30 protein-coding genes are annotated in these 25,857 nt (G+C 62.9%); 18 read left to right on the top strand and 12 right to left on the bottom strand.

The features are described 5' to 3' along the window. Window positions 1-79 precede the first annotated feature (79 nt). Together KFF05_10725 and KFF05_10720 are read left to right on the top strand one after the other, a co-directional pair. Window positions 80-946 (top strand): mechanosensitive ion channel, encoded by an 867-nt coding sequence (locus KFF05_10725; protein ID UTW50439.1) that lies wholly within the window; start codon window positions 80-82, stop codon window positions 944-946. Window positions 947-1,039: 93 nt separating this feature from the next. After that, a complete protein-coding gene (locus KFF05_10720) occupies window positions 1,040-1,615 on the top strand; it encodes a hypothetical protein (GenBank protein ID UTW50438.1) in 576 nt (191 codons plus the stop codon). Window positions 1,616-1,679: 64 nt separating this feature from the next. Here KFF05_10720 and KFF05_10715 read toward each other — a convergent pair whose 3' ends face one another. From KFF05_10715 to KFF05_10695, 5 genes are all read right to left on the bottom strand, one after another. Further along, a complete protein-coding gene (locus tag KFF05_10715) occupies window positions 1,680-2,606 on the bottom strand; it encodes a DUF4393 domain-containing protein (GenBank protein UTW50437.1) in 927 nt (308 codons plus the stop codon). A 137-nt stretch (window positions 2,607-2,743) separates the two neighbouring features. Beyond that, window positions 2,744-3,982: an aminotransferase class V-fold PLP-dependent enzyme gene (locus KFF05_10710; GenBank protein ID UTW50436.1), complete on the bottom strand. Its 1,239-nt coding sequence runs from the start codon at window positions 3,980-3,982 to the stop codon at window positions 2,744-2,746. A gap of 16 nt (window positions 3,983-3,998) precedes the next feature. Further along, window positions 3,999-4,304, bottom strand: a complete 306-nt coding sequence (locus KFF05_10705) for a PilZ domain-containing protein (GenBank protein ID UTW50435.1) — start codon at window positions 4,302-4,304, stop codon at window positions 3,999-4,001. Between the two features lie 60 nt (window positions 4,305-4,364). Next, complete coding sequence (ilvD, locus tag KFF05_10700; protein ID UTW50434.1) at window positions 4,365-6,086, bottom strand: dihydroxy-acid dehydratase; 1,722 nt, start codon at window positions 6,084-6,086, stop codon at window positions 4,365-4,367. Between the two features lie 119 nt (window positions 6,087-6,205). Then, window positions 6,206-7,231, bottom strand: coding sequence for a methionine synthase (locus KFF05_10695; GenBank protein ID UTW50433.1), 1,026 nt, complete (start codon window positions 7,229-7,231; stop codon window positions 6,206-6,208). A gap of 168 nt (window positions 7,232-7,399) precedes the next feature. On the opposite strand from KFF05_10695, the gene KFF05_10690 reads away from it, so the two are divergent. Then, the gene (locus KFF05_10690) at window positions 7,400-8,524 is read left to right on the top strand and encodes a zinc-dependent alcohol dehydrogenase family protein (GenBank protein ID UTW50432.1); all 1,125 of its coding nucleotides are present in this window, start codon (window positions 7,400-7,402) and stop codon (window positions 8,522-8,524) included. 14 nt (window positions 8,525-8,538) lie between these two features. Beyond that, window positions 8,539-9,960: a hypothetical protein gene (locus KFF05_10685; protein ID UTW50431.1), complete on the top strand. Its 1,422-nt coding sequence runs from the start codon at window positions 8,539-8,541 to the stop codon at window positions 9,958-9,960. On the opposite strand, the gene KFF05_10680 is transcribed toward KFF05_10685, so the two are convergent. Then, window positions 9,876-10,466, bottom strand: a complete 591-nt coding sequence (locus KFF05_10680; protein ID UTW50430.1) for a hypothetical protein — start codon at window positions 10,464-10,466, stop codon at window positions 9,876-9,878. The two genes, KFF05_10685 and KFF05_10680, sit on opposite strands and share 85 nt — an antisense overlap. Before the next feature lie 198 nt (window positions 10,467-10,664). On the opposite strand from KFF05_10680, the gene KFF05_10675 reads away from it, so the two are divergent. Continuing rightward, window positions 10,665-11,159, top strand: a complete 495-nt coding sequence (locus KFF05_10675) for a hypothetical protein (protein ID UTW50429.1) — start codon at window positions 10,665-10,667, stop codon at window positions 11,157-11,159. On the opposite strand, the gene KFF05_10670 is transcribed toward KFF05_10675, so the two are convergent. Then, entirely contained in the window at window positions 11,156-11,674 is a 519-nt protein-coding gene (locus tag KFF05_10670) for a PAS domain-containing protein (GenBank protein UTW50428.1), read from the bottom strand. The genes KFF05_10675 and KFF05_10670 overlap by 4 nt on opposite strands. A 177-nt stretch (window positions 11,675-11,851) precedes the next feature. On the opposite strand from KFF05_10670, the gene KFF05_10665 reads away from it, so the two are divergent. The 3 genes from KFF05_10665 to htpX all read left to right on the top strand — a co-directional run bounded on the left by KFF05_10665 (window position 11,852) and on the right by htpX (window position 14,115). Beyond that, window positions 11,852-12,703, top strand: a complete 852-nt coding sequence (locus KFF05_10665) for a TauD/TfdA family dioxygenase (protein ID UTW50427.1) — start codon at window positions 11,852-11,854, stop codon at window positions 12,701-12,703. Beyond that, window positions 12,700-13,080 (top strand): gamma-glutamylcyclotransferase, encoded by a 381-nt coding sequence (locus KFF05_10660; protein ID UTW50426.1) that lies wholly within the window; start codon window positions 12,700-12,702, stop codon window positions 13,078-13,080. The genes KFF05_10665 and KFF05_10660 overlap by 4 nt, the downstream gene beginning before the upstream one ends. A gap of 117 nt (window positions 13,081-13,197) precedes the next feature. Next, on the top strand, window positions 13,198-14,115 hold the full coding sequence (gene htpX, locus KFF05_10655) for a protease HtpX (protein ID UTW50425.1): 918 nt from the start codon (window positions 13,198-13,200) through the stop codon (window positions 14,113-14,115). A 61-nt stretch (window positions 14,116-14,176) separates the two neighbouring features. Here htpX and KFF05_10650 read toward each other — a convergent pair whose 3' ends face one another. Continuing rightward, complete coding sequence (locus tag KFF05_10650; GenBank protein ID UTW50424.1) at window positions 14,177-15,013, bottom strand: metal-dependent hydrolase; 837 nt, start codon at window positions 15,011-15,013, stop codon at window positions 14,177-14,179. A gap of 147 nt (window positions 15,014-15,160) precedes the next feature. Between KFF05_10650 and KFF05_10645 the strand changes: the two genes are divergently transcribed. After that, window positions 15,161-15,760, top strand: coding sequence for a DNA-3-methyladenine glycosylase I (locus tag KFF05_10645; protein ID UTW50423.1), 600 nt, complete (start codon window positions 15,161-15,163; stop codon window positions 15,758-15,760). Between the two features lie 7 nt (window positions 15,761-15,767). Here the strand turns inward: KFF05_10645 and KFF05_10640 are convergent, their stop codons facing one another. The 4 genes from KFF05_10640 to KFF05_10625 form a co-directional block, all read right to left on the bottom strand. After that, window positions 15,768-16,532 carry an alpha/beta hydrolase gene (locus KFF05_10640; GenBank protein UTW50422.1) on the bottom strand — a complete coding sequence of 255 codons (765 nt, stop codon included), beginning with the start codon at window positions 16,530-16,532 and terminating at the stop codon, window positions 15,768-15,770. Between the two features lie 23 nt (window positions 16,533-16,555). Beyond that, window positions 16,556-17,356: an exodeoxyribonuclease III gene (gene xth, locus KFF05_10635; GenBank protein ID UTW50421.1), complete on the bottom strand. Its 801-nt coding sequence runs from the start codon at window positions 17,354-17,356 to the stop codon at window positions 16,556-16,558. A gap of 73 nt (window positions 17,357-17,429) precedes the next feature. Then, complete coding sequence (gene erpA, locus KFF05_10630; GenBank protein UTW50420.1) at window positions 17,430-17,786, bottom strand: iron-sulfur cluster insertion protein ErpA; 357 nt, start codon at window positions 17,784-17,786, stop codon at window positions 17,430-17,432. A gap of 95 nt (window positions 17,787-17,881) precedes the next feature. Continuing rightward, window positions 17,882-18,337 (bottom strand): heme-binding protein, encoded by a 456-nt coding sequence (locus KFF05_10625; protein UTW50419.1) that lies wholly within the window; start codon window positions 18,335-18,337, stop codon window positions 17,882-17,884. A gap of 42 nt (window positions 18,338-18,379) precedes the next feature. On the opposite strand from KFF05_10625, the gene KFF05_10620 reads away from it, so the two are divergent. From KFF05_10620 to tatC, 9 genes are all read left to right on the top strand, one after another. After that, a complete protein-coding gene (locus KFF05_10620) occupies window positions 18,380-19,618 on the top strand; it encodes a deoxyguanosinetriphosphate triphosphohydrolase (protein UTW50418.1) in 1,239 nt (412 codons plus the stop codon). A 44-nt stretch (window positions 19,619-19,662) separates the two neighbouring features. After that, a complete protein-coding gene (locus KFF05_10615) occupies window positions 19,663-20,676 on the top strand; it encodes an SPOR domain-containing protein (protein ID UTW50417.1) in 1,014 nt (337 codons plus the stop codon). Between the two features lie 8 nt (window positions 20,677-20,684). Beyond that, window positions 20,685-21,671 (top strand): beta-N-acetylhexosaminidase, encoded by a 987-nt coding sequence (nagZ, locus tag KFF05_10610; protein ID UTW50416.1) that lies wholly within the window; start codon window positions 20,685-20,687, stop codon window positions 21,669-21,671. Beyond that, window positions 21,668-22,369 carry a site-2 protease family protein gene (locus tag KFF05_10605; protein UTW50415.1) on the top strand — a complete coding sequence of 234 codons (702 nt, stop codon included), beginning with the start codon at window positions 21,668-21,670 and terminating at the stop codon, window positions 22,367-22,369. The genes nagZ and KFF05_10605 overlap by 4 nt, the downstream gene beginning before the upstream one ends. A 63-nt stretch (window positions 22,370-22,432) precedes the next feature. Next, window positions 22,433-23,284, top strand: a complete 852-nt coding sequence (locus tag KFF05_10600; GenBank protein ID UTW50414.1) for a segregation/condensation protein A — start codon at window positions 22,433-22,435, stop codon at window positions 23,282-23,284. 2 nt (window positions 23,285-23,286) lie between these two features. Beyond that, window positions 23,287-23,988, top strand: a complete 702-nt coding sequence (gene scpB / locus KFF05_10595; protein UTW50413.1) for an SMC-Scp complex subunit ScpB — start codon at window positions 23,287-23,289, stop codon at window positions 23,986-23,988. Between the two features lie 197 nt (window positions 23,989-24,185). Further along, on the top strand, window positions 24,186-24,431 hold the full coding sequence (locus KFF05_10590) for a twin-arginine translocase TatA/TatE family subunit (protein ID UTW50412.1): 246 nt from the start codon (window positions 24,186-24,188) through the stop codon (window positions 24,429-24,431). A gap of 77 nt (window positions 24,432-24,508) precedes the next feature. Continuing rightward, window positions 24,509-24,958, top strand: a complete 450-nt coding sequence (gene tatB, locus KFF05_10585; GenBank protein UTW50411.1) for a twin-arginine translocase subunit TatB — start codon at window positions 24,509-24,511, stop codon at window positions 24,956-24,958. 8 nt (window positions 24,959-24,966) lie between these two features. Then, a complete protein-coding gene (tatC, locus tag KFF05_10580; protein UTW50410.1) occupies window positions 24,967-25,848 on the top strand; it encodes a twin-arginine translocase subunit TatC in 882 nt (293 codons plus the stop codon). Window positions 25,849-25,857: the final 9 nt, after the last annotated feature.

Below are 25,857 nucleotides of genomic sequence, written 5' to 3'. Positions count from 1 at the left end.
GTGAGCCGCCCCCCACATCGACATAATCGGCGTTCCATTCCCGGGGGGGCGGGGCGTAGCGCAAGGATAGAGGCCGAACATGGATAAAGCAGAACAACAGATCGCCAATGCCCAGAAGGCGATCGAGACGATCATGCAGACTGCCGCCGACGTCGGCACGGAATACGGTATGAGCGTGATCGGCGCCATCGTCATCCTGATCGTCGGCTGGTGGATCGCCGGCTGGGCCAAGCGGACGGTGACCAAGGCCCTCAACCGCGTCAAATCCATCGACGACACGCTGACGCCGTTCCTGTCGTCCGTCGTTGGCTATGTCGTCAAGATCTTCGTCCTGGTCGCGGTGCTCAACCAGTTCGGGGTGCAGACGACCTCGCTTATCGCCATTCTGGGCGCCGCCGGCCTGGCCATCGGTCTGGCCTTGCAGGGCACCATGCAGAATGTCGCGGCGGGGGTCATGCTGTTGGTGCTGCGCCCGTTCAAGACGGGCGATTTCATCGACGCTGGCGGCCAGTCAGGAACGGTGGTGGAAATCAGCCTGTTCACCACGGAACTGCGGACGCCCGACGGTATCTTCAAGTCGGTGCCGAATTCCTCGATCTGGGGGGCCTCGATCACCAACTTCTCGCGCAACCCGACGCGCCGCATCGACCTTGTCGCCTCGATCTCCTACGGCGATGACCTGCCCAAGGCCATGGAGGTGCTGAAGGGCATGCTCGACGCCGATCCGCGCATTTTGAAGGACCCGGCGCCCGAGGTCATGACCTGGGCCATGGCGGCCAGTTCCATCGACATCAACCTGCGGGCCTGGGTCAACATCGGCGACTATTGGCCGACCCTGTTCGACCTGCGCAAGACCGTGAAGCTGGGCCTGGAAGACGCCGGTTTCACCATTCCGTTCCCGCAGCAGGATGTCTACATGCATCAGGTCGGCAAAGCCGCCGAATAGACGGCACTCCAATGCCGCCGACGCCCCCGCGGTGTCGGCGGTAACCGCCTGTTAAGCCCGCTGAAATAGGCTGATCGTCGGAGACGTATGACGATGACCGAGTTTCAGGCCCCCGAACTGCCCCTTAATCCGACGCCGGAACAGCGCGCGGAATACATCATGATGCGGCTGGAGCAGTTCATCCGCGAAGGCCGCAGCGTGGGCGAGGGCATGTCCTTCAAGCAGTGGCAGGCCATGGCCAAGACGGAAATCGCCATCGCCGTCGCCGCCGCCCAGAACGAGGTCCAGAAGGACGACCCGGTGACCCGGCGCCTGTTGTTCATGACGGCGGCCTGCCTCACCACCATCGGCTTCTGGGGCACGGCCGTGAGCCTGCACAAGACGGCTTATCTGGCAGGGGCCTTGGTCTGCGCCGGGGCGGGCATCTTGCTGCTGATTTGCGCCGGCGAATGGCGCTTCCGAAAATGGCGGCGCAAGAAGGACGCCCAACTCCGCATCGAACGCCTCGCCAACATCGAGGCCCTCAACAAGCGGATCAAGGGCCTGGAGCGGGCGCTCGAGAAAGAGGAAAAGATGCTGGAGAAGAAGCTGAAGAAGGTGCGGGGCGAGGTCGACGTGCTGCACGCGGCGCAGATGAAATCACCGCCGATGCCGAGCGGGGCAAATTAGGGGGAGTCATAACGCAAATTTCTGAAACATTGAACAGACAGTCGGTGTGATTGGGGGGGTAGATTTATGGAGAACTGATTGGGCGCGTTGCTTGACAGGCACGTAAAAGATTTTCGCCCAAAACTGTTATATGCAATGAAAATTCTGGAGCCTTTTTTAGATTGTATTTTCTTATATTCTTGCTCCCTGTGCGTTCTTCAAAAATGCTTGGCTCACGGTAGCCTGTCAAAACCATCAAACTGTTACTGAGTTGCCTGACCATTTTAGAGAATTCATCGGGATCGATATCTATTTCTGCGCCGCGGACGGTGCCTCTACGTTCCCAAGCGTCCTCGCCAGTTCGATTATCACTGAATACGTGGTATTCATCTGCGATCTCCGGCCAAGCTCCTGCCAACCTCAGTCGGAACAGGTTTTGAATTGATAAAATTTTAGATTCTTCTGATAAAGGCTCCCAGAAATTGTTGGATTGTTCTTCAAAAAGTGTATTTCGTGTCGAGATGTCTATGTCCGGTCTTTCTAACGTCCCGAGTAAATTTAAAAGTACGGCTTCTGCGGGACTCAACTGATTGAGTAAGTTTACATAATTCTTATTCGGTTCAATATTTGAAGAAGGGTCAACTGCATTTGCCAACAAATTTGCCCACATTGCGGACAAAAGTTCATCTTCTTCTAATGATGCGTGTTGAAGAAGCGGCACGCCAAATGCCATAGATATCTGGCGCAAACTTGTCTGATCCACACCTCTTTCGTTTAAACGTTTAATCGTGCCTTCGACCATAATTGCAATTCGCTCTTTGCGCTTTATTTTTAGCCAGTCTCCTCCCAATAGCCCTACGGCATCTTCAGGCACAGTGCCGAATACGTTAGCTAAAAATCCTCCAGCATCCTGGGCGGCTTTGATTGCACGGGTGGTTGCATTGGCAACTTCGGAGGCAGCCTTAGATGCCTCTTGGATTGCTTTTGCGCTTTCTATGATTTCCTTGCTCATGGAGCCCCATCTACAATTTCTGTAAATAGGCGATCTATACGCCAATTTAACAATAAAAAAGATGATCTGACCAAATTACATGCTGTCGGCTCGTGTGCACGTGAAAATAAGGCGTTTTGCTGGACGCCTTTGTTGCATTAGAGCAATTTTGTACCCAATACACCCACCAACCGCTCCACCTCTTCCACCGTATTGTAATGCGCCATGGACGTGCGGACGACGCCGTCGGTGGTGTCGGTGATGCCGACGGCTTCGAGCAGCCTCGGCGCGTAGAAATCGCCGTTCCAGCAGGCGATCTGTTGCGCCGTTAGGGCCTGGACGACCTCTGCCGATGACTTGCCCCTGATCGTGAACGAGAACGTCGGCGCGCGGTCGTGGGCCGTGTGGCAGCCCAGGAGGCGCAGGCCCGGCGTGTTGAGGGCGACATCCAGGAACCGTTCGGCAAGCCGCTGCTCATGGGCCGCGATCAGGCCGAACACCTGGGCCGTGCGGGCGTGGAGTGTGTTGGCGGGTTGATCGAAATGATGGGCGCAGAGGGCTTCGACATAATCCGCGATGCCGGCAAGCGCCGCGATGGTCTCATGGTTCGGGCCGGCCGGGTTCAGCTTGTGCTGGATGTCGTCCTCGGCGAAGAACAGGTGGCCCTGGCCGCGGGCTTCCAAAAGCCGTTCGCGCTTGCCGTAGAGCATGCCGATGTGCGGGCCCATGATCTTGTAGAAGCTGTAGAGGTAGAAATCGACGTCCCAGGCCTTCACGTCCACGGCCCGGTGGGGGGCGTAGGCGACGGCGTCGACGCAGACCATGGCGCCCGCCGCGTGAACCTGTTTGGTGATCGCCGGAACGTCGTTGATGTCGCCGGTGATGTTGGAAACATGGGGGAAGGCGACCAGCCGCGTGCGGTCCGTGAGCAGGTCTTCTAGTAGATCGGTGCGCAGCGCCCCTGTTTCCGCATCGACGGGCCATTCCTTCACGACGATCCCGAAGTCGGCAAGCCTGCGCCAGGGCGAGGAATTGGCCTCGTGGTTGAGCACGGCGACGATGACCTCGTCCCCCGCCTGCCACAGCGGCCGGAGCGCCTGCGCCAGGACGTAGACGTTCATCGAGGTGGAGGGGCCGATCACCACCTCGTCGGCACTTGCCCCGATCATCTCCGCCATGCGGGCGTGGCCGTCGGCCATGCGCGCCGCCGCCAGTTGCGATTTTGGATAGGGGGCGAGGGGCTGAACCTGGGAATCCCGCATATAGGCCGTCATGCGGTCGATCACCGCATTGGGCACGTAGGAGCCGCCGGCGTTTTCAAAGAACGCCCAGCCGTCGTTGAAGCAGGCATCCGGGAACTGGGCGCGCACGAAGGGAAGATCGAGGGAGGACGCCACCGGTCAGGTGCCCGGGTCAGGCCTGCATGGCGAGGGACATGACCAGTTCGGCCAGAACCTCGGGATCGGCTTCGAACTTGATGCCGAGCCGCCCCTTGCGGCACCAGGCGACGGTCGCGCTGACGTCGCCGAACGCCCCCAGGTCGAGGGTCAGATGGCGGCCCTTGGACAGGTCCAGGGAGGCGATGATCTGCGCTCCGCCGGGGGAGATGTCCTCGATCAGGCATTTGGTGGAGGCGCCACCGACGGTCACACGCGCCTGAAAGCCCGAGGACTTTCGGTCGTGCTCGCGCCGGTTCAAGGCGAAGGCGTCTTCGGCCATGGCCGTTATCCCGTTTTTGTCACACCCGGGCCGACGTCCGGCCCCGTCTGGACGCGGGGCTTAGATGTCGGCGAATACGTGGGTTTCCGCCTTGGCGCCCGGATGGGTGACGGCGCCGTCGCAGGCGGGGCCCACCAACTGAGCATACTTCCAAAGCACCCCCGACTGATAGTCGTGTTTGCGCGGCGTCCAGGCCTTGCGGCGGGCGTCCAGTTCGGCCTCGGACAAATCAACGTCCAGGGTGCCCTTTTCGGCGTCGATCTTGATCACGTCGCCGTCCTTCAGCAGGCCGATGGGGCCGCCCACGGCCGCTTCCGGGCCGACATGGCCGATGCAGAAGCCGCGCGTGGCGCCGGAGAACCGGCCGTCGGTGATCAGCGCAACCTTTTCGCCCAGGCCCTGGCCGTAGATCGCCGAGGTGGTGGACAGCATTTCGCGCATGCCGGGGCCGCCCTTGGGCCCTTCGTAGCGGATAACGACGACCTCGCCTTCCTTGACCTGCTGCTTGAGCACGGCCTGAAGCGCGTCTTCCTCGCAATCGAAGCAACGGGCCGTGCCCGTGAACTGCAGGCTGTGCAGGCCGGCGACCTTGACGATGGCGCCGTCGGGGGCAAGCGAGCCCTTGAGGCCGACAACACCCCCCGTCGGGGTGATCGGGTTGGACACGGGGTAAATCACGTCCTGGTCCGTCGGGAACACGACGTCCTTGAGGTTTTCCGCGATGGTCTTGCCGGTCACGGTCATGCAGTCGCCATGCAGATAGCCGCCGTCCAGCAGGGCCTTCATCAGCACGGGCACGCCGCCGATATCGAACATGTCCTTGGCCACGTATTTGCCGCCCGGCTTCAGGTCGGCGATGTAGGGCGTGGTTTTGAAGATCTCGCAGACGTCTTCCAGGGTGAAATCGATGCCGCATTCATGGGCCATGGCGGGCAGGTGCAGCCCGGCGTTGGTTGACCCGCCGGAGGCCGCGACGATGCGCGCCGCGTTTTCGAACGACTTGCGGGTCACGATGTCGCGCGGGCGCAGGTTCTTTTCGATCAGGTCCATGACCGCCTTGCCCGACGCCACGGCGTATTCGTCGCGGGTTTCATAGGGCGCGGGTGCCCCGGCCGACCCGGGCAGGGCCAGGCCGATGGCTTCCGACACGCAGGCCATGGTGTTGGCCGTGAACTGGCCGCCGCAGGACCCGGCCGACGGACAGGCCACGCATTCCAGTTCGTGCAGGTCTTCGTCCGACATGTCGCCCGAGGCATTGGTGCCCACGGCTTCGAACACGTCGATCACGGTCACGTCCTTGCCCTTGAACTTGCCGGGCAGGATGGAGCCGCCGTACATGAACACGCTGGGCACGTTGAGGCGCAGCATGACCATCATCATGCCGGGCAGGGATTTGTCGCAGCCGGCCAGGCAGACCATGGCGTCATAGCAATGGCCGCGCATGGTCAGTTCGACCGAGTCGGCGATCACGTCGCGCGACGCCAGCGACGATTTCATGCCCTGGTGGCCCATGGCGATGCCGTCGGTCACGGTGATGGTGGTGAATTCGCGGGGTGTGCCCTGGGCTTCCTTGACGCCGGTCTTCACGGCCTGGGCCTGACGGCTCAGGGCGATGTTGCAGGGCGCGGCCTCGTTCCAGCAGGTCGCGACGCCGACGAAGGGCTGGTCGATCTCTTCCTCGGTCATGCCCATGGCGTAGTAGTAGGACCGGTGCGGCGCGCTGGACGGGCCCTGGGTGGTGTAGCGCGAGGGCAGTTTGGACTTGTCGAACTTTTTGGCCATGGGGCTCTCCCTGGAACGGCTGGATATCCTGAATTCGGGACCGTTGGTTTAAAGCGTGAACGGCCCGCAAGGCAAGGGTGCTTGCGGGAAAAGGTTTTGTGCCGGGTTTATCGCAAGGATCAGGCGGCGCCCAATTCCTTGCGCACGATGGCGGCCCCGGCGGCCAGCGCCTTCAGCTTGCCCTCGGCCACGTGCCGGGGGAAGGGGGCGAGGCCGCAGTTGGTGCAGGGATAAATGCGTTCTGCATCGACATAGCGCATGGCGGAGCGGATGACCTCGGCGACCTGTTCCGGCGTTTCCACGCTGAGGTTGGCGACGTCGATGGAGCCGACCATCACTTCCTTGTCCTTGAGCAGGCTCATCAGCGAATGGGGCACGTGGGAGCCCGCGCATTCGAGCGACACCTGATCGACCACGCTGTCGTTCAGGGCCGGGAAGGTTTCTTCGTACTGGCGCCACTCACTGCCCAGCGTTTCCTTCCACTGGTTGTTGGCGTCGATCCCGTAGCCGTAACAGATATGCACCGCCTTCTTGGTGGTGATGCCCTGGAACGCCCGGTTCAGGCAGGCCACACCCCATTCCTTCACATCGTCCAGAAACACGTTGAAGGCCGGCTCGTCGAACTGGATGACGTCGACGCCCAGCGCCTGAAGCTCCAGCGCCTCCTCGTTGAGGATTTCCGCGAAGGCCATGGCCATGTCGGCGCGCTTGCCATAGACCTCGTCGGCGATGGTGTCGCAGATGGTCATCGGCCCGGGCATGGTGATCTTCAGGCCGCCCTTGGCGTGTTCGCGGCAGAACGCGGTGGATTTGGAATGGGCGCTTTCGCGGCGCTTGACCTTGGCTGTCACCGTCGGCACGTCGGCGTCATAGCGGTTGTCGCGGATGCCCATGGTGGTCATCTTGGCCCAGTCGATGCCGTCGACGAACTCCAGAAAGCCGTGGACGAAGTGCTTTCGGAACTGCTCGCCGTCGGAAACGATGTCGATCCCGGAGTCTTCCTGGGTCTTGATCCAGATAAGGGCGGCGTCGCATTGACCCTGCCACAACTCCTCACCCTCCAGCTTCCAGGGCGCCCAGAGCTTCTCGGGCTCGGCCAGCCAACTGGGTTTGGGCAAACTTCCGGCGACGGTGGTTTTCAACATGGATCAACTCCCAAGGATGCGTTTGTTTTGAATTGCCCCTGTTATAGCCGGTTTGGCGGGGGCTGGCACCCGATGACTCGTGGCCCCGTCTTGCCGTGGCGGGGCGGTGGGGATAAGGTTCCGCCCTCATAATTTGTGCAATTCAAGTCCTTCGGAGCCCACCCAAGAATGAAAACCAAAGCCGCCGTCGTTTACGAACTGGGTGCCAAGCGCCCCTACGCGACCTCTCTGCCCATGAAGATCGAGGAAGTGGACTTGGATCCGCCGCAGGCGAACGAGGTTCTGGTCAAGGTCGCGGCGGCCGGGGTGTGTCATTCGGACCTGTCCGTGGTTGCGGGCGTGCGTGAACGGCCTTTGCCCATGGTACTGGGGCATGAGGCGTCGGGCGTGGTGCAGGAAGTGGGGCCGGGCGTCGAGGGCCTGGAAGTGGGAGACCATGTGGTGTTCGCCTTCCTGCCGTCCTGCGGCCAGTGCCTGCCGTGCAAGGAAGGCCGCCCGTCGATCTGCGAGAAGGGGGCGGCGGCCAATGGTGCCGGGACCCTCATGGGCGGCGGCATGCGCCTGCATAAGGACGGCAAGAAGCTGTACCATCAGGCGGGGGTTTCCTGTTTCTCCGAATACGTGGTGGCACACCGCTCCTCGGTCGTGAAGATCGACAAGGACCTGCCGCTGGACATCGCCTGCACCTTTTCCTGCGCCGTCATCACCGGCGTCGGGGCGGTCCTGAACACGGCCAAGGTGCCGGCGGGGGCGTCCGTCGGCGTGGTCGGCCTGGGCGGCACGGGGCTGGCCGCCGTCATGGGGGCCAAGATGGCGGGGGCGCGGCATATCGTCGGTATCGACGCGCTGGACGACAAGCTGGAGTGGGGCAAGAAGCTCGGCTGCGACGCGGTGTTCAACGCGCTTGACAACGACGTGGTCGAAAAGGTTCGGGACGCCACCGGCGGCGGGTTGGAATACATGTTCGAATGCGTCGGCCGGGTCGAGGCCATGGATTTGGCCTACAAGGTCACCAAGCGCGGCGGCACGACGACGTCCAGCGGCCTGTCGCATCCCGCCACCAACATGACCGTGCAGCACGTCAACCTGGTGACCGAGGAGCGCACCATCAAGGGCAGTTACCTGGGCAGCTGCATTCCCGAGCGCGACATCCCCCATTACATCGAGATGTACAAGCGTGGCGCCCTGCCGGTGGACAAGCTGATCTGCGAGAAAATTCCCCTGGAAGACATCAACGCCGCCTTCGATCATCTGGCCGAGGGGCATACGGTGCGTCAGGTCATCACGTTCTGATCGCGGCCGGATAGATGGTCGATTTCAACGAGATCTACAAGGACACGGGCGTGCCCGTGCGCGTCGGCCTGGTCGGTGCCGGGGAATTCGGCGCGAGCCTGATCACCCAGTCCTTGGGTCATCCCGCCATCGACGTGCCCGCGGTCGCGGACATCGATCCGGACCGGGCGGTCAACGTACTGCTGCGCTGCGGCGTGGCCGGTGACGGCATCGAGATCTGCCGCGACGCGGCCACGGCACGGGACGCCATGGCGGCGGGCAAGGTCGCCGTGGTGCCGGACGGGCTTTTCCTGGTCGATACGGACATCGATCTGGTGGTCGAAGCCACTGGGGCGCCGGAGGCCGCGGCGGCGGTGTCCGAGGCGGCGATCCTGGCCGGCAAGCATGTGGTGCTGGCGTCCAAGGAAATGGCGTCGGTCTGCGGTTCCTGGCTGGCCAAGCTGGCGGCGGACAAGGGCGTCGTCTACACCCTGCCCGACGGTGACCAGCCGAGCCTGTTGATCGGCCTGATTTCGCGCGCCGAGCTTCTGGGGCTTGAGGTCGTGATGGCCGGCAAGGCGAGCGAGTACGACGTCGTCTGGCACCGCGCCAAGGGTGAGTTGAGCTATCACGGTCAGACCTTCGCTGTGCCCGATTTCGCCGATAACTGGCATCTGGACGGCGCCGACATTCCCGAGGTTCTGGCCGACCGGGCCGCCCCCCTGGGGCCGACGGCACTGAAGTCCGTGCCCGACCTGTGCGAGATGATGCTGGTGTGCAACGCGACCGGTCTGCGCCCCGATTTTGACGCCTTCCACGCGCCGCTGGCGCGCACGGTGGAACTGCCCGACGTGTTCCGGCCGGAAACCGAGGGCGGCATCCTGATGGAAGCCGGCGGCGGCGTGGTCGATATCGTCAACTGCCTGCGCCGGTTCGATGAACTGAGCCTGGCCGGCGGCGTGTTCGTGATCGTGCGCTGTTCGGACCATGAGACTTGGCAGGTTCTCAAGGCCAAGGGCATTCCCGTCAGTTCCTGCGGCAATTACGGCCTGCTGCACAACCCGGTGCATTTGCTGGGGATCGAGGCGGCGGCTTCGATCATCGCCGCGGCGCAGGGTGGCATGCCGACCAGCGGGCGCCGGCCCCGGCCGGCGTTTGATCTGGTCGGCCGCGCGACCCGCGAATTCAAGGTGGGCGAGGTTCTGGACATGGGCGGCCACCATCACACCATCGACGGGTTGGAGCCCTTGGTGCGCCCCGCACAGGCGGCCATTCCCGGCGGGCCGGTGCCGTACTACATGGCGGCTAATAATCGTCTGATGGCGGATGTCCGGCCCGGGGAAATTCTGACGGTCGAGATGGTGGCGGCGCCTCAGGACTCCGCGTTGTGGCGGCTTCGGGCATCCCAGGACGAAGCATTCCCAGCCCCCGCCGGAAGCGGCGCCGCATCGGGCTGAGCATCCAGGCGGTCGGACCGGTAGACGTACATCGACAACACGTGAGCGCGGGCGCCGTCGTCGTCCGCCAACGGCAGGTCGATCGCCTCATAGGTCGTGAGGTTGGGTTGGGGGTAGGCGGTCACGCCCCAGCGGCGCACGGGTGTATCGCTTTCCAGGGCAAGGCGTTGGGAGGCCAACATGGCGGCGCGCGCGTGCTGCGGGAAATATTCCGAAATTCGCTGGCCCGTGCCGTCGAAACCAAGCCAGTTTCTAAGTTCGCTACCCCAGAACCGGTTGACGAAATCGCGGCCGCCGTCGATGGCGTCGCGTACGATGATCTTTGGCGCCTGGCGCACGATGGTCGGCAGGCCGACGTCAATCAGCCGGGGGCAGTTCGGGCCGTCGCACAGGCCCTGCCAGTAATCCAGAAGCCAGCGGAGTTCCCAGGCGTCAAAGGACTGGGTTGGTTCAAAAAAGAACGGTGCGCCTTGCTGCTGCGCGAGTTCACGGCGCAATTTCGACATTGAAGAGCCTCCCACCTGGGCTCTCCCCACCCCAAGAATTCAACCTTAGACCCTTTGATGCACGCGGGACAACCCATTTGGTCGTGAAATGCGACCTATTGTCGTGGCGAGGGTCGACTTTCGGCCTAATTGCTAAAAGGTCATCTTTTAGACTCTAATTGGCCGCAGGGCGGAACACGAGACGCAGAAGGACCAGCCGTGCACATCGATGTCAGGGCCGAAGCGGCCGAAACAGCGGACCTGCCGGTCAGGCTGCGGGAAGTGTTGGCCTATTGGGACGCGCTGCGGGGCGAAGATTGGGCCCCGGCGTGGTCGAGTTTCCGGCTGCCTGACCTAACGCCCCGGACGATCCCCTTCGTAATCATTCTCGACGTGATTCAGGAACCGCTCGATTTCGTCTACCGCTTCTGGGGAACCGGCAATACGGCGACCATCGGCTATGACTGCACGGGCATGTCGGTTCGCCGGAACAAGCTGTTCAGCGCCAAGGTGTTCGGCGAATGCGCACAGCTTGTCGAGGAACGCCGGCCCATCGTGTGGTTTTCCAAGGTCATGCGGAACGACGGTCTGTACCGCGAGTATACGCGGCTTAGGGCTCCCCTGTCGGATGACGGCGCCGCCGTGACCCATATTGTTTCCGTACTTCAGATCGAGGAAAAGTTGGAAGAAGTCTTCGCCCCCGCGCCGGACTAGTTGGATGGGGGGGATTTCAAATCGATCATCCGGTAAAGGCTCATGGAGATGATATGCGCGCGTTCTCCAGTGTCGTTTGCCAGGGGCAGGGTGATGGTTTCGAACCCGACATAGCTGCGTTCCGGATAGGCGCTGACCCCCCAGCGGCGGATCGGCATATCACCGGTCAAGGCCTGACGGTGCGATTCAAGGATGCGTTCCCGCCCGTCTGTGGGGAAATACTCGCTCAGCAGCTTGCCTGTCGCGTCATGCCGCAGCCATTCCGTGACGGCCGTACCCCAGAACCGGACCCGGAAATCACGGCCGCCATCGACGGCGTCCTTGATGACGATATTGGGCGCGTACTTGTACATGGACGGCAGGTCGATGTCGCGCCAGCGTGGGCAGTCCCAATCGCCCCGCTTTTTCAGCCAATGATCAAGCAGCCAGCGCAGTGCGGGGGTCGTAAAATCCCATGTCTGTTCGGTAAACGGTCCCTCGACCGCATCCATCGCTGGACCGTGGCTGATGGCCATCGGCACCTCTCCCATATCACCTCCTCCAAGGCACTTTCCGGGACAGAGTAGTGGATTATCTGGGATGCCGCCAAGCGAACACCACACACGGGTATGATTATTTGGTCTGTTTTCCATTTCTGGAACCGGTGGGCAGCGGAATGATATAGTTTGGAAAAACACGCTGGAGGCCCATTCATGACGATTAAGATCGAACCCCTAGACGCCCCCATGGGCGCCGTGATCCACGGTTTGGATTCACGCAACCCCCTGACCGATGACGATTTCCGTGCCGTGGAACAGGCGATGCTTGAGCACATCGCCATCGTCATTCCGGATTTGGAGGAAAACGTGCCCTGGCTGCGCGATTTCGGCAGCCGGTTTGGTCCGCTGGTTCCGCACATTCTGAACCAGTACCACCACCCGGACGGGTTCGAGGTTTCGATCATCGCCAAGAACATGGGGACGGCGGAAAGCCGCACCACGCCCAAGCCGGCGGGCGCTTTCTGGCATTCGGACCTGTCCTACGAGGTCAACCCGTCGGACGCCATTTTCCTCTATTCCACGCATCTGCCGTCTAAGGGCGGGGATACCATGGTTGCCAACATGCGGGCCGCCTATGCGACTTTGCCGGATAAAACCAAGCAACGGCTCGACGGCCTGACCTGCACCCACCGTTGGGGCTGGAACACCCTGGGTGCGACGCCGACCCTGACGCCGGAACAGCAGGCCGCCCATCCGGACGTGATCCACCCCGTGGTCCGCCCGCATCCCAAGACCGGTGTGCCGATCCTCTACGTCAATCCGGGCTATTCCATGCGCATCAACGAGTTGGAGCAGAATGAGAGCGACGATCTCCTGGCCGAACTGTTCGACCATGCCCTGAAACCCGAATTCCAGTACCGCCATAAATGGACATTGAACAGCCTGGTCGGGATCGACAACCGGTCGTCCATGCATTGCGCGGTCGATGACTACACCGAACCCCGGCGCATGCTGCGCATGATCGTCGGCTGTACCGACGGGCGGAAAGGGCAAGTCGCCGCATGACGAAGGTCCTGTTTGTCAACGGTACCCTGATGCGCGGGCTGGCCTTGAACGGTAATCTCGAGGGCGCGGCCTTCCTGGGTGAAGCCCGGACCGTGCCCGAATACCGGCTTTATTCCATCGACGACGTCCACCCCGGCATGTACAGGGTGGGCGAGGGCGGGATTTCCGTTCCCGGCGAAATTTATGAAATGAGCGACGAGATTTGGGCCAAGGTCGAAGCCGGAGAGCCGCCGGGGCTGTACTGCGGGCCGGTCGAACTGGACGATGGGCGGGTTTTGGACGGAATTCTCTATCCCCGCGAGATGGCGGAAGGCAAACACAAGGACATCTCCGCATTCGGCGGCTGGCGGGAATACGCGGTGACGCTCGGTTCCTGAGGCCGTTGGAAATTCCGCGGCCAAAGCCCTTGCGGTGGCCGCCCGGCAGCCTAGATATCTTCCAGAATTTCGGCGTTCCCATGGGGGTGCGCCTTTTCTTGGGCGAAGGACAAATCGATGCTGCGGATTCTGCTGTTTCTCGGCACCAACCTGGCGATCGTCGCGCTGATCAGCCTGACTTTCCGCCTGCTTGGGCTGGATGGCTTGTTGCAGGCCAATGGCGTCGACCTGAACATCAACGCCTTGATCGTCTATTCCGCCGTCATCGGCTTTTCCGGCGCGCTGATCTCCCTGTTCCTGTCCAAGACCATGGCCAAGGCCGGGATGGGGGTGAAGGTCATCACCCAGCCGGCCAACCCGACGGAACAGTGGCTGGTTGATACGGTCACCCGGCAGGCCAAACAGGCCGGTATCGGCATGCCCGAGGTCGGCATTTTCGATCATGCCTCGCCCAATGCCTTCGCCACGGGCTGGAACCGGAACGACGCCCTGGTCGCCGTGTCCACGGGGCTGCTCAACACCATGGACAGGAAAGAGGTCGAGGCCGTGCTGGGCCACGAGGTCGCGCATGTCGCCAACGGCGACATGGTGACCCTGACCCTGATTCAGGGCGTGGTGAACACCTTCGTTATCTTCCTGTCGCGGGTCGTCGGCTACCTGGTCGACCGTCTGGTGTTCAAGGTCGAGCGCGGCCACGGCCCGGCGTTCTGGATCGTTTCGATGATCGCCCAGTTCGTGTTCGGCATCGCCGCCATGATGATCGTCATGTGGTTCTCGCGCTGGCGCGAATTCCGCGCCGACAAGGGCGGGGCGGAGCTTGCCGGCCGGCGCAACATGATCAACGCGCTGAAGGCCCTGCAGGCCGCCCACGACACCCCGCCCATGCCGGACGAAATGAAGGCCTTCGCGATCAATGCCGGGCGCATGCAGGCGGCCTTTTCCAGCCACCCGCCCCTGGCCGAGCGCATCCGGGCGCTGGAGCAGATGGAAGGTGCGGACGCGCAGCTGGCGCGGCCCCGGCGGCCCTGGCGGTGATGGTGTGAAAAACAAAGGGCGGCAGAGGCCGCCCTTTGTCGTCCCGATTTGAATCTTCGGTCTACTTCCCGAACGTCTTCTCGTCGCCCGGCTGCATGACCACGACCTCGGTCTTGCCGCCCATGTCGGCGAGCTGTTTTTTCAGCTCGTCCGGCGTGCCCTTCAAGGGCGGGAAGGTGCCGTAATGCATGGGCATCGCGGTCGCGGGTTTGAGGAACTTGCTGAGCGCATAGGCCGCGTGGCGGGGGTCCATGGTGAACCAGCCGCCGATGCAGATCAGCACCAGGTCCGGTTTGTACAGGTCCTGGATCAGCTCCATGTCCTTGAACACGCCGCTGTCGCCCGTGTGATAGATGGTATAGCCGTCTTCCAGCTTGATCACGTAGCCCGCGGGCTCGCCGCCCGGATAGATGCCTTCCTTGCCGGCGGCGTCCTTGCTGACGATCTCCGACGAATGCTCTGCATGGGTCATGGTGACCGTGATGTCCGGGCCGATGGGATTGATCGGGCCGGATTTATTGAAGCGGACCAGTTGCTTGCCGTCGACCATGCCGAGGATGCGCAGGGTATGGCCCATATCGGCGTTCACGCCGACCTTGGCGCCGGTCATCTTGGCCAGTTCCGCCGTGTCGCCCAGATGATCGCCGTGGCCGTGGGTGACTAGGATCAGGTCGACGTTGCCGACCTTGGCCAGATCCTTGTCATCGGCGGGCGTTTTCGGGTTCTTGGTGATGAAGGGATCGATCACGATCACCTTGCCGCCCGGCGTCTTGATGCGGAAGGCGGCCTGTCCGTACCATTTGACCTCGGCCGCCTGGGCGTCCTTGGCCGGGCCGGCGGCCCAGGCGAAACCGGCGATCAACGCGCCAATCACGGTCGTCGTCAGAAAGCGTTTCATGACTGAATGTTCTCCCAAAAGGGCAGGGGATATCCCCGCGTGGGGCAGAGCCTGCCATAGAACCGGAACGCCGCAAAGGCCCCTTCATAAGGCTTGACGAATACGGAACATAATGCGAACACATGAGGCGTAACGGAGGAGGTATCCATGACGGTAACCGGTGAAGACGGGCGCCAACGCTGCCGCTGGGTCGGCCAGGGCAAAGACTTTTACGAGGCTTATCACGACGCCGAATGGGGTGTTCCCGTGCATGACGACCGGCACCATTTCGAGATGCTGAACCTGGAGGGCGCACAGGCGGGATTGAGCTGGGAAACAATCTTAAAAAAGCGCGATAACTATAGGAAATTATTTGATGATTTCGATCCCGTTAAATGCGCTAAACTAACCGACGCCAAGCTGGAAAAGCTTCTCACCGACCCTGGCATCATTCGAAACCGGCTGAAGGTTTATGGCGTGCGCAAGAACGCCATCGCCTTCCTTAAGGTGCAGGAAGAGTTCGGCTCCTTCGACGCCTACGTCTGGGCCTTCGTCGGCGGCACGCCAATCGACGGACAGCGCAAGGCCATGAGCGACGTGCCGGGCAAAACGGAGATTTCGGACGCGCTCTCCAAGGACCTGAAGAAACGCGGCTTCACCTTCGTCGGCTCCACCATCGTCTACGCCTACATGCAGGCGTCAGGGCTGGTGAACGACCACGTGGCGGGGTGTTTTCGGTATGAGGAATGCCGCAACGCCGGGAAATAGCGTTGCGTCACGTCGCGGCGGCGGTGTCCGAAGGGGTATTCACCGCCAGAAAATCGCGGATGTGGTTCAGCGCCAGGGCGATCTTTCGGTCGTTTTCTTTCCAGGGGTAGAGGCTCACTTGCGCGTTGGGCGCCAATAAAGCCGTTTCCATCGCCGTCGCGTAGGGATGGGCCGGGATGTCGTCCGGCAGCACCAGGACAGGCGTTTGGCAGTTGCGCACGAAATTGCGGTCGACGGTGAACACGAAATCGGCGCGCTTCGTGTACATGGTGTCGAGGAACTCCGTGATCTTTTCCAAGGGGATGTCGGGCTGCTGCTTCATGAACGTCGGCGCCCAGCCCTTGAGGGCGTTTTTGACGTAGATGTCGGGGTGGCTCGACGTATAGCCGCTGGGGTGCACCAGGGTTGCCGCAACAACCCGATCGCCGACATGTTTCAGAAGGTTCCAGATCATCGGTCCGGCGATGCAGAACCCCATGACCATGAAGCGGTCGATGCCGAGATGGTCCAGCAACGCCAGTTGATCATCGACGAAACCGTCCCAGGTGCGTTCGATTTCCAGCGGACCCACTGTCCCGCCAGTATTCGCGTTCCGCAGGTCGAGCGCGATCACGCGATAGGTGTCGCTGAATTCCTGAAGCGGATCAAAAGGATGATTGGCAAGCCCGGCGATCGTCGCATTCAGGCCCCCACCGGGAAGAACCAACAAGGGGAAGCCGGAACCGGCTTCTTCGTACTGGATCGTCACGGGACAGTTTTCGAATGTCGGCATGCGCGGTGTTCCCTATCGCGTGGTCAATCGGCCAACTCGATCCACACGGGCGTGTGGTCCGAGGGCTTTTCCTTGCCGCGGGGCGTCTTGTCGATGTCGCAGGCAACCAGCCGGTCCGCCGCCTGGGGCGACAGCAAATGGTGGTCGATGCGCAGCCCGTTGTCCTTCTGCCAGGCGCCGGCGGTGTAATCCCAATAGCTGTACTGATGCACACCCGGGTTGATGGCGGTGAAGGCCTCGGTCAATCCCAGGTTCAGGAGCGTGCGGAACCGGGCCCGGCTTTCCGGGCGGCACAGTGCATCGTCGGCGAATTTCACCGGATCGTAGACGTCCGCGTCCGTCGGGCAGATGTTGTAGTCACCGCCCAGAACGAAGGCGTCTTCGGTCTTCAATAGGTCCTTGGCATGGGCGACCAGCCGGTCCATCCAGCCGAGTTTGTAGGTGAACTTCTCGTGGTCGCCGCCGTTTTCGTCGCGCGTCGGGTTGCCGTTGGGCAGGTAGATGGAGGCGACGCGCACCGGCCGCTCGCCGCCTTCGATCACGGCCTCGATGAAGCGCGCCTGTTCGTCGCTGTCGTCGCCGGGAAGGGCGGTCAGTTCGACCTCCATCGGATGCTTCGACAGGATCGCGACGCCGTTGTAGGTCTTTTGGCCGGAAACCGCGACGTTGTAGCCCAGGTCTTCGATCTCAAGCTTCGGGAAGCCCTCTTCCTGGCATTTCAATTCCTGCAGCAGAGCAACGTCGGGCTGGAACTCGGCCAGCCATTCCTGCACCCGGGGCAGGCGGGCTTTGATCGAGTTGACGTTCCAGGTGGCGATCTTCAAGGCTCAGGCACTCCCAATGAAAAAGGCCCGCGGATGCGCGGGCCTCTCTCGTAACACGAAACGCCGAAGGCGGTTAAACCCCGAATGAGGAGCCGCAGCCGCAGGTCACGTTGGCGTTGGGGTTGGCCATCTGGAAGTAGGAGCCGATGAGGTCTTGCTTGAAATCCAGTTCCGAGCCCTTGAGCAGGTCGAGCGAGGTTTCGTCGACCACCACCTTGACGCCGTTCTTCTCGAAGATCAGGTCGTCGTCGTTGACCTTGTCGTCCAGGTCGAAGCCATAAGAAAAGCCCGAACACCCGCCCGCCGACACCGCGACGCGCAGCATCAGGTTGGGGTTACCGTCCATGTCTTTCAATTCGCCGATGCGCTTGGCCGCGCTGTCGGAGATCAGTATGCGTTCCTCGGGTGCCAATTGTGTGCCGTCCGGCATGGCGAAAATCCTTAAATTCTACGTGGGGTACAGGTTGTCCTGAATCTAGGCGTCCCGGTGTGAAAATTCAATGCCGGCGCGCATCGGCGCCACCGTCATTTTTTCTTGCGGGCCGTGGGCTTCCTGGCGGCCCGGGTTTTCAGGAAATGGTCGATCCCAGCCTGGGCCACGTCCATGTCCTGTTCCGGCGCGCCGCCGGATACGCCGATGCCGCCCACCACGTCGCTGCCCACCATCACGGGCCGCCCGCCGCCGACGATGGAAAACCGCCCGCCCAGTGCCGTTTGAATACCGAAGGTCAGCTGACCGGGCAGGGCGGCGGCGTTGTACTCATGCGTGCCCTTGCGCGACACGGCGGCCGTCGTGGCCTTGTCGAAGGCGAGGGAGGTGCTGAGGATCTTGCCGCCGTCCATGCGCTCGAAGGCGATCAGGTGGCCCGATTCGTCGACCACGGCGATCACCATGGGCACCTTGACGGCCTGGGCGCGCTTTGTGGCACCCCGGATCAGCAGGCGCGCATCGTCCAGGGACAATCTTTTGATTTCAAGCATGTCGGCGTCCTCCTCTCCCGGTTATAATCGGGCCGCTCAGCCATGCAACGACTTTCACCCCGGCCACGGCAGGAGGAAACCATCGACACCCACCGGCGATCCCTCGATTCCGCCTTTCCCCTGGCGGCCTATGCCTGCCGGTCGGAGACCTCGCGCGGGCGCCTGCATCCGGAGGGCGACAGCGCCACCCGCGGCGCCTTTCAGCGCGACCGGGACCGCATCATCCACTCGGTTGCGTTCAGGCGGCTGGCCTACAAGACCCAGGTCTTCGTCAACCATGAAGGCGATTTCTTCCGCACCCGGCTGACCCATTCGCTTGAGGTGTCGCAGATCGCGCGTTCCATCTGCCGCTATCTGCATTTGAACGAGGATCTGGGTGAAGCCCTGGCCCTGGCCCATGACCTGGGCCATCCCCCCTTCGGTCATGCCGGAGAAGACGCCTTGAAAGAGGTCATGGCGCCCTACGGCGGCTTCGATCACAACGCCCAGTCCCTGCATGTGGTGACCAAGCTGGAGGAACGCTATCCCGGTTGGGACGGCCTGAACCTGACCTGGGAAACCCTGGAAGGCGTGGTCAAGCACAACGGCCCGCTGGTCAATTCAGGCAATCTGCCGCTGCCGCGCGCCATCGCCGACTATCAGGAATTGCAGGATCTGGAACTGGATACCTATGCCGGGGCCGAGGCCCAGGTCGCCGCCATCGCCGACGACATCGCCTACAACAACCACGACATCGACGACGGTCTGCGGGCCGGGCTGTTCACCATCGACGACCTGGCGGACGTGCCCCTGGTCGGGCGCATCTTCCATGATGTACGCCACGACATGCCCGATTTGGACGAATCGCACCTGATTCACGAAGCCGTGCGCCGCATGATCGGCGATATGGTGACGGATGTGATCGAGGAAACCCGCCGCCGCCTAGACGACGGCAAGCCCGACAGCCCCGACGCCGTGCGGCATTTGCGCCGTCCCGTGGCCGGTTTTTCCGACGATATGCGCGAATGGGACGCGGCGCTGAAGAAGTTCTTGTTCGACAACATGTACCGGCACTACAAGCTGAACCGCATGACCAGCAAGGCGCGCCGCGTCGTCAAGGACCTGTTCTGCCTGCTGATCCGAGAGCCCGAATGCCTGCCGACGGAATGGCGGGCCAAGGCCGAGGGACCGGAAACCCAGGCGACGGCGCAGCACCTGTGCGATTTCATCGCCGGCATGACCGACCGCTACGCCGGCGAGGAACATCGCCGCCTGTTTGACCTGCACGCGCGGACGTCGTAGACGGGCCGTGCCGAGAAAAGACTGAGTTTCGAGGGATCGACATCATGGCCCGCCGGCCCACCAGCGACATCCGCGTCTCCGCTTCCGACGCGTTGGAGTTCGAACCGGAACCCCGGCGCCGTCGCGGCATCCCGACCACGGCCTGGTTGCTGCTTGTCCTGATCCTGGTCACGGCGGCGGGTTTGGGCGGGTTTCTGTTCGGTGACCGTCTGGCCGGATTGAGCGGCGAGGAAAGCGGCCAGGTTCCCGTGGTTCACGCCGCCGAGGGGGCCATCAAGGTGCGGCCGGACAATCCTGGCGGCCAGGACATTCCGTTCCGCGACTACGACATCAACAAACGCATGCAGGGCGAGGCGCCGACGGGGCGGGTGGAAAACCTGCTGCCGCCGCCGGAACAGCCCAGGGAATTGCCGCAGGCGCAGGCAGCGACGGCACCGTCCCAGGTTCCGCCGGTACCCGCCGCCACGGCGGGCGCACAGTTGGCGCCACCTGCGGAACAATCGAATGCGGAGGCCCTGTTGCCGGCGGCCCCGGCCCCGGCGCCCAAACCGGTGGCGCCGAAGCCCATGCCGGTTCGCGACGTCGCACCACCGCCGCCCGCGACGGTGGCCAAGGCGCCGACGCCGCAACCGGCCCCGCCGCCGCCCGTTCCTGTGGCACCCGCGGCATCCACCCCGGGCAGCCCGATCGCCCTGGTGCCGAAATCCGCGGCGGCGCCTGCCGCTGCGGCCCAACCGGCTCCGGTCGCCAAGGTTGCGCCTCCGCCGCCGAGTACTCCTGCGGCGACGGAAACGGCGGCGGTCAGCGGTTGGCAGGTGCAGCTTGCCGCCTCCCGCGCGGCCACGGCGGCCAAGACCGAGGGCGAACGGATGAAACAGAAGCATTCGGACGTACTTGGTAAAATGACGGTCAACATCGTCCGCGCCGACCTGGGCGCAAAGGGCGTGTTCTATCGCATCCGTCTGGGCCCGGCCCGGAATAAGGACGAGGCCCGCGCCGTCTGCGCCCAGCTTGCCAAGCGGGGGGAGGGGTGCCTGGTGATCGCCCCCGGCAAATGACCGGACATATGAGCGGGCGCAAGGGCCCGCCCCGGGCCGTGATCTTCGGCTGCGAAGGCCCATCCTTGTCGGACGCGGAAATGCGTTTTTTCGAGGACGCCAATCCCCTCGGCTTCATTCTGTTCGCGCGCAACATCGAAACCCCGGATCAGGTCCGCGCCTTGGTGCGTGATCTGCGGGCGACCGTCGGCGACGGTGCGGCGCCCGTGCTGATCGACCAGGAAGGCGGGCGGGTGCAACGCCTCAGGCCGCCCCATTGGCCGGATCGACCGCCCGCATCTAAGTTCGCGGCGGCCTATCTGGAGACCCCTGACCAAGCATCTGCCGACCTTGCAGTGAACGCCCGCGCCATCGCCCGCGACTTGGCGGACCTGGGCATCACCGTCGATTGCTGGCCGGTGCTTGACCTGCCGCAGCCGGGGGCCGACCCGATCATCGGCGACCGGGCGCTTGGCACGGACACCGCCGCCATCACGGCGTTGGGACGGGTCATCATCGACGCCCTGCATGCGGGCGGCGTGACGCCGGTCATCAAGCATATCCCCGGCCACGGCCGCGCCACGGTCGACAGCCACAAGGCCCTGCCGGTGGTCGATACGGACCTTGCGACCCTGCGCGACACGGATTTCGCCCCGTTCAGGGCGCTGAACACCGCCCCATGGGCGATGACGGCCCATGTCGTCTATACGGCCGTCGACGCGGACAATTGCGCGACGTTCTCGGCCAAGGTGGTGGACCGCGTGATTCGGGGCGACATCGGCTTCGACGGCCTGTTGATTTCCGATGATCTGTCCATGCACGCCCTTTCCGGCACGTTTGCCGACCGCACGCGGCGGGCCCTGGCGGGGGGCTGCGATGTGGTCCTGCACTGCAACGGCGTGATGGCCGAGATGGCGCCCGTGGCCGAGGCTGCCCATATCATGTCGGACAAGGCCTTGGCCCGTGCCGCCCGGGCCGAAGCCCTGCGCAGCCCCGCGCCGGAGACGACTGCATGATGACCGATTTCGACCTTGCCGGGCTGGCCTATACGGTTTCCGTCTGGATCTTGCCTGTGCTGCTGGCCGTCACGTTTCACGAAGCCGCGCACGGCTTCGTCGCCAATATGTTGGGGGACGCCACGGCGAAGAACCTGGGCCGTGTGACCTTCAACCCTCTGAAACATATTGATCTCTTCGGCACCATCCTGCTGCCGGCCCTGTTGCTGCTGGGCTCGGGCGGGCGCTTCATGTTCGGTTATGCCAAACCGGTGCCCGTGAATTTTTCCCGCCTCAACCGGCCGCGCCGCGACATGGTCCTTGTCGCCGCCGCCGGGCCGGGGGCCAACCTGATCCTGGCGGTATTGTCCGCCGTGGCGCTGACCAGCGTCGCCGCCCTGCCGCCGGAATTGGGTGAATGGATGGGGCGCAATCTGGTCAATTCCGTATGGATCAACCTGATTTTGGCCGTGTTCAATATGCTGCCGATACCGCCCCTGGACGGCGGACGCGTGGCCGTCGGTCTGCTGCCCGACTTCCTGGCGATTCCGCTTGCCCGGTTGGAACGGGTGGGATTCCTGATTATCCGGGGGGCGGTGTTCCTGCTGCCCCTGATCGGCGATCAGATCGGCATGGACCTGAACGTGTTCTGGTGGCTGGTGGGGGTTCCCGCGTCGGCCCTGATGAATTTCCTGTTCGCGGGCCTCGGACTCGCCTAAAACCCGGGCGACCGGGCCTGAAGGCGGGGCCGGATGCGCAAGGCCGAAAACGCAAGGAATGGCATGAGCGACGATTTCGATACCCCGGAGACGCCGACGGTGCACCGCGAGGTTATCTTCGTGGTCGATCTCGACGGCTATGAAGGGCCACTCGACGTTCTGCTGACCCTGGCCCGCGACCATAAGCTCGACATTACCCAGATTTCGATCCTGGCCCTGGCCGATCAGTACCTGAAGTTCATCGCCGCCGCCCAGCAGACCAACCTGGAGATCGCCGCCGACTATCTGGTCATGGCGGCGTGGCTGGCCTATCTGAAATCGCGTTTGCTGCTGCCCGATCTGGGCGGCGAGGACGAGCCCACGGGCGAGGAGATGGCCGCCGCCCTGGCGTTCCAGATGCAGCGCCTGGAGGCCATGCAGAACGCGGGTCAGCTGCTGACCGAACGGTCGCAGCTGCGCCGCGACTTCTTCGCCCGAGGGGCCCCGGAAAAACATCCGGTGGAGACCGAACAGATCCTCGACGTGAACCTGTACGAACTGCTGCAGGCCTATGCCCGTCAGCGCCGCCGGGGGGCCGGCGGCGACCGGACGTTGCACATCGAACCGTTCGAGGTTTATACGGTCGAGGATGCGCTCAAGCGCCTGCGTCATCTGCTCGGCCGGACCCCCGACTGGCAGTCCCTGTGGAGCTATCTGCCCAAGGAACTGCGGGGCGGGCTGTTCGGCAAGTCGGCGGTGGCGTCCACCTTCGCCGCCAGTTTGGAACTCGCCAAGGAAGGCAAAGTGAACATTCGCCAATCCGATATTTTCGGCCCGATCTATCTGCGGGCCCGCACCGATGGCGGCAACGACGCCGTCTCCGCCACCGGTCCCCGCGTGGTCGCCGGCAGCGACGCCGACGGCGGGGAGCAATAGGCATGAGCGATCTCAACCGCGACCACCTGCGCCTGCTGGAAGCCGTGCTGTTCGCTTCGGCCGAACCGATGACCGAACGGGTTTTGTCCAATCGCCTGCCCGAGGACGCGGACCTCAAGGCTCTGTTGGCCGAACTGCAGGACCAATACGCCGGGCGCGGCGTCAATCTGATCCGCGCCGGCGCATCCTGGGCCTTTCGCACGGCGGAAGACTTGGCGGCACAGATGACCAAGCACATCGAGGTCACGCGCAAATTGTCGCGCGCGGCGATCGAGACGCTTGCCATCGTCGCTTACCATCAGCCCATCACACGGGCCGAGATTGAGGAAATCCGCGGCGTCTCCTTGAGCAAGGGGACCATGGATATTTTGCTTGAGGAAGGTTGGATCCGGCCGCGCGGGCGCAAGGACGGGCCGGGCCGGCCGTTGACCTGGGGCACCACGGACGGTTTCCTGGACCACTTCGGGCTGGAAACGCTGCGTGATCTGCCGGGCATCAAGGAACTGAAGGCCATGGGGCTTCTGGAATCCGGGCCGGCGCTCAACGTCTACCGTTCCCATGGCGAGTTGACGGACGGCAGTGGCGGCGTCGATACGGAAGACGATAACGAGGGCGATGCCCCGCCGCCGGGCGGCGCCGACATTACCGAGGACGACCGCGTTGACGCCCTTGATCCCGATGACGGTCTGACGCCCGCGGGGTAGGGGATAGCCGGCGGGCCGGGCGAAGATTTCCACCTGCCGGACTTATTCGCGAAAGCGGGCCGAAAAGCCTTGCATGGCTGGTCGATTCCCTTACATCTATCCCCGTCAGGGGGGCTGACCGGGGGCATTGCGGCACACCATCGTATCTGCCATCATCCGGCTTCCCACATCGTAAAAACCACAAGAGAAAGCAGAAAATGGGTACATTCAGCATCTGGCATTGGCTGGTTGTCCTGGTCGTTGTCCTCGTTCTTTTCGGTGGCGGCGGCAAAATTTCGCGGCTCATGGGGGATTTCGGTAAAGGCCTGAAATCGTTCAAGAAAAGCATGAAAGAGGACGACGAGGCCACGGACGGAACGGCCGAACGCAAAGCGATCGACGGCGAGTCGGCCGACAAGCCGTCGCAGACGGCCGCGGCGGAAAAAGACAAGGCTGCCGGCTAACCAACGCGGGCAGAGTGTCCTTTTGAATTTGGACCCGTCCGCTCACTCATAAAGGCCAAACGGAGTACCGCGCCGCCATGTTCGATATCGGCTGGCAGGAACTGTTCATTGTCGCCATCCTGGCGATCATCGTGATCGGTCCAAAGGATTTGCCGCGCGCCGTGCGCACGGTGATGCGCGCGATCCGTAAACTGCGGTCCATGGCCGGTGAATTCCAGGCGGGTCTGGACGAAGTCGCGCGCGAGGCCGAATTGGACGACATCCGCCGCGAGGCCAACAAAATCGCCCATTACGACGTGACCAAGGAAATCAAGGACAACCTGGACCCGGACGGCGAGATCGAAAAGGCCGCTGATTTGGACGGTGCCGTGCGTGAAACCATGACCGAGGCCAAGTCGGCTTCGACCGAAGCGGCACAGCCCGCCGCGGACGCGCCCGTGACCGCCACCACCCCGCCGCCGCCGAGCGAGCCGGTCACCACCGCCGAGCCGGCGGCAGAACCCGCCGCCGACACGGCGAAGACCTAGGCGCCCCCATGGCCGACAGCGCCCACGACAATTTCGACCCTGATGGGATCGGCGCCGACGAAAGCAAGATGCCGCTGCTGGAGCATCTGCTGGAGCTGCGTACGCGCCTGATCTACTGCTTCGCGGCGCTGATCGTACTGTTCTTCGTCGCCTATGGGTTTTCCGAACATATCTACGCCTTCCTGGTTCATCCGCTTGCCGACGTCATGCACGATGCGGGCGGCCAGCGGCGGTTGATCTACACGGCCTTGCACGAAGCCTTCTTCACCTATCTGAAGGTCTCGTTCTTCGCCGCCCTGTTCGTGGGCTTTCCTTTTATTGCCATGCAGTTCTGGGGGTTCGTGGCGCCGGGTCTGTACAAGCACGAAAAGCGCACCCTGGCGCCATTCCTGGTGGCCACGCCGATCCTGTTCTTCATGGGCGGGGCCCTGGTTTACTATTTCATCTTCCCCATGGCCTGGAAGTTCTTCCTGGGTTTTGAATCGGCGGGCATTGACGGCTCTCTGCCGATCCAGCTGGAAGCCAAGGTCGACCAGTACCTGTCCCTGGTCATGCAGCTGATCTTCGCCTTCGGCATCTGTTTCGAGCTGCCCGTGGTGATCACGCTGCTGGCGCGCATCGGCATCGTCAATTCCAAAGGACTGCGGGCAAAGCGCAAGTACGCCATCGTCATCGCCTTCGTCGCGGCCGCGATCCTGACGCCGCCCGACGTCATCAGCCAGATCGGCTTGGCCGTGCCGACCATCATGCTCTACGAAATCTCCATCTGGTGCGCGCGCCTGGTCGAGAAGAAACGGGGCGACGATCTGGACGCCGAAGACGACGATTTGGATGACGACGACGAAGACCAGGGCGAGAACGCCAAAACGGCGGCAGAGCCCGGGCCGTAGGCCTAGTTT

Source organism: bacterium SCSIO 12827, from assembly GCA_024397995.1.
In the GTDB taxonomy this organism is placed as follows: Bacteria; Pseudomonadota; Alphaproteobacteria; order Rhodospirillales; family Casp-alpha2; genus UBA1479.
Note: the sequence above shows the minus strand (reverse complement) of the source record. Positions and strands in the feature narration are given on the sequence as shown.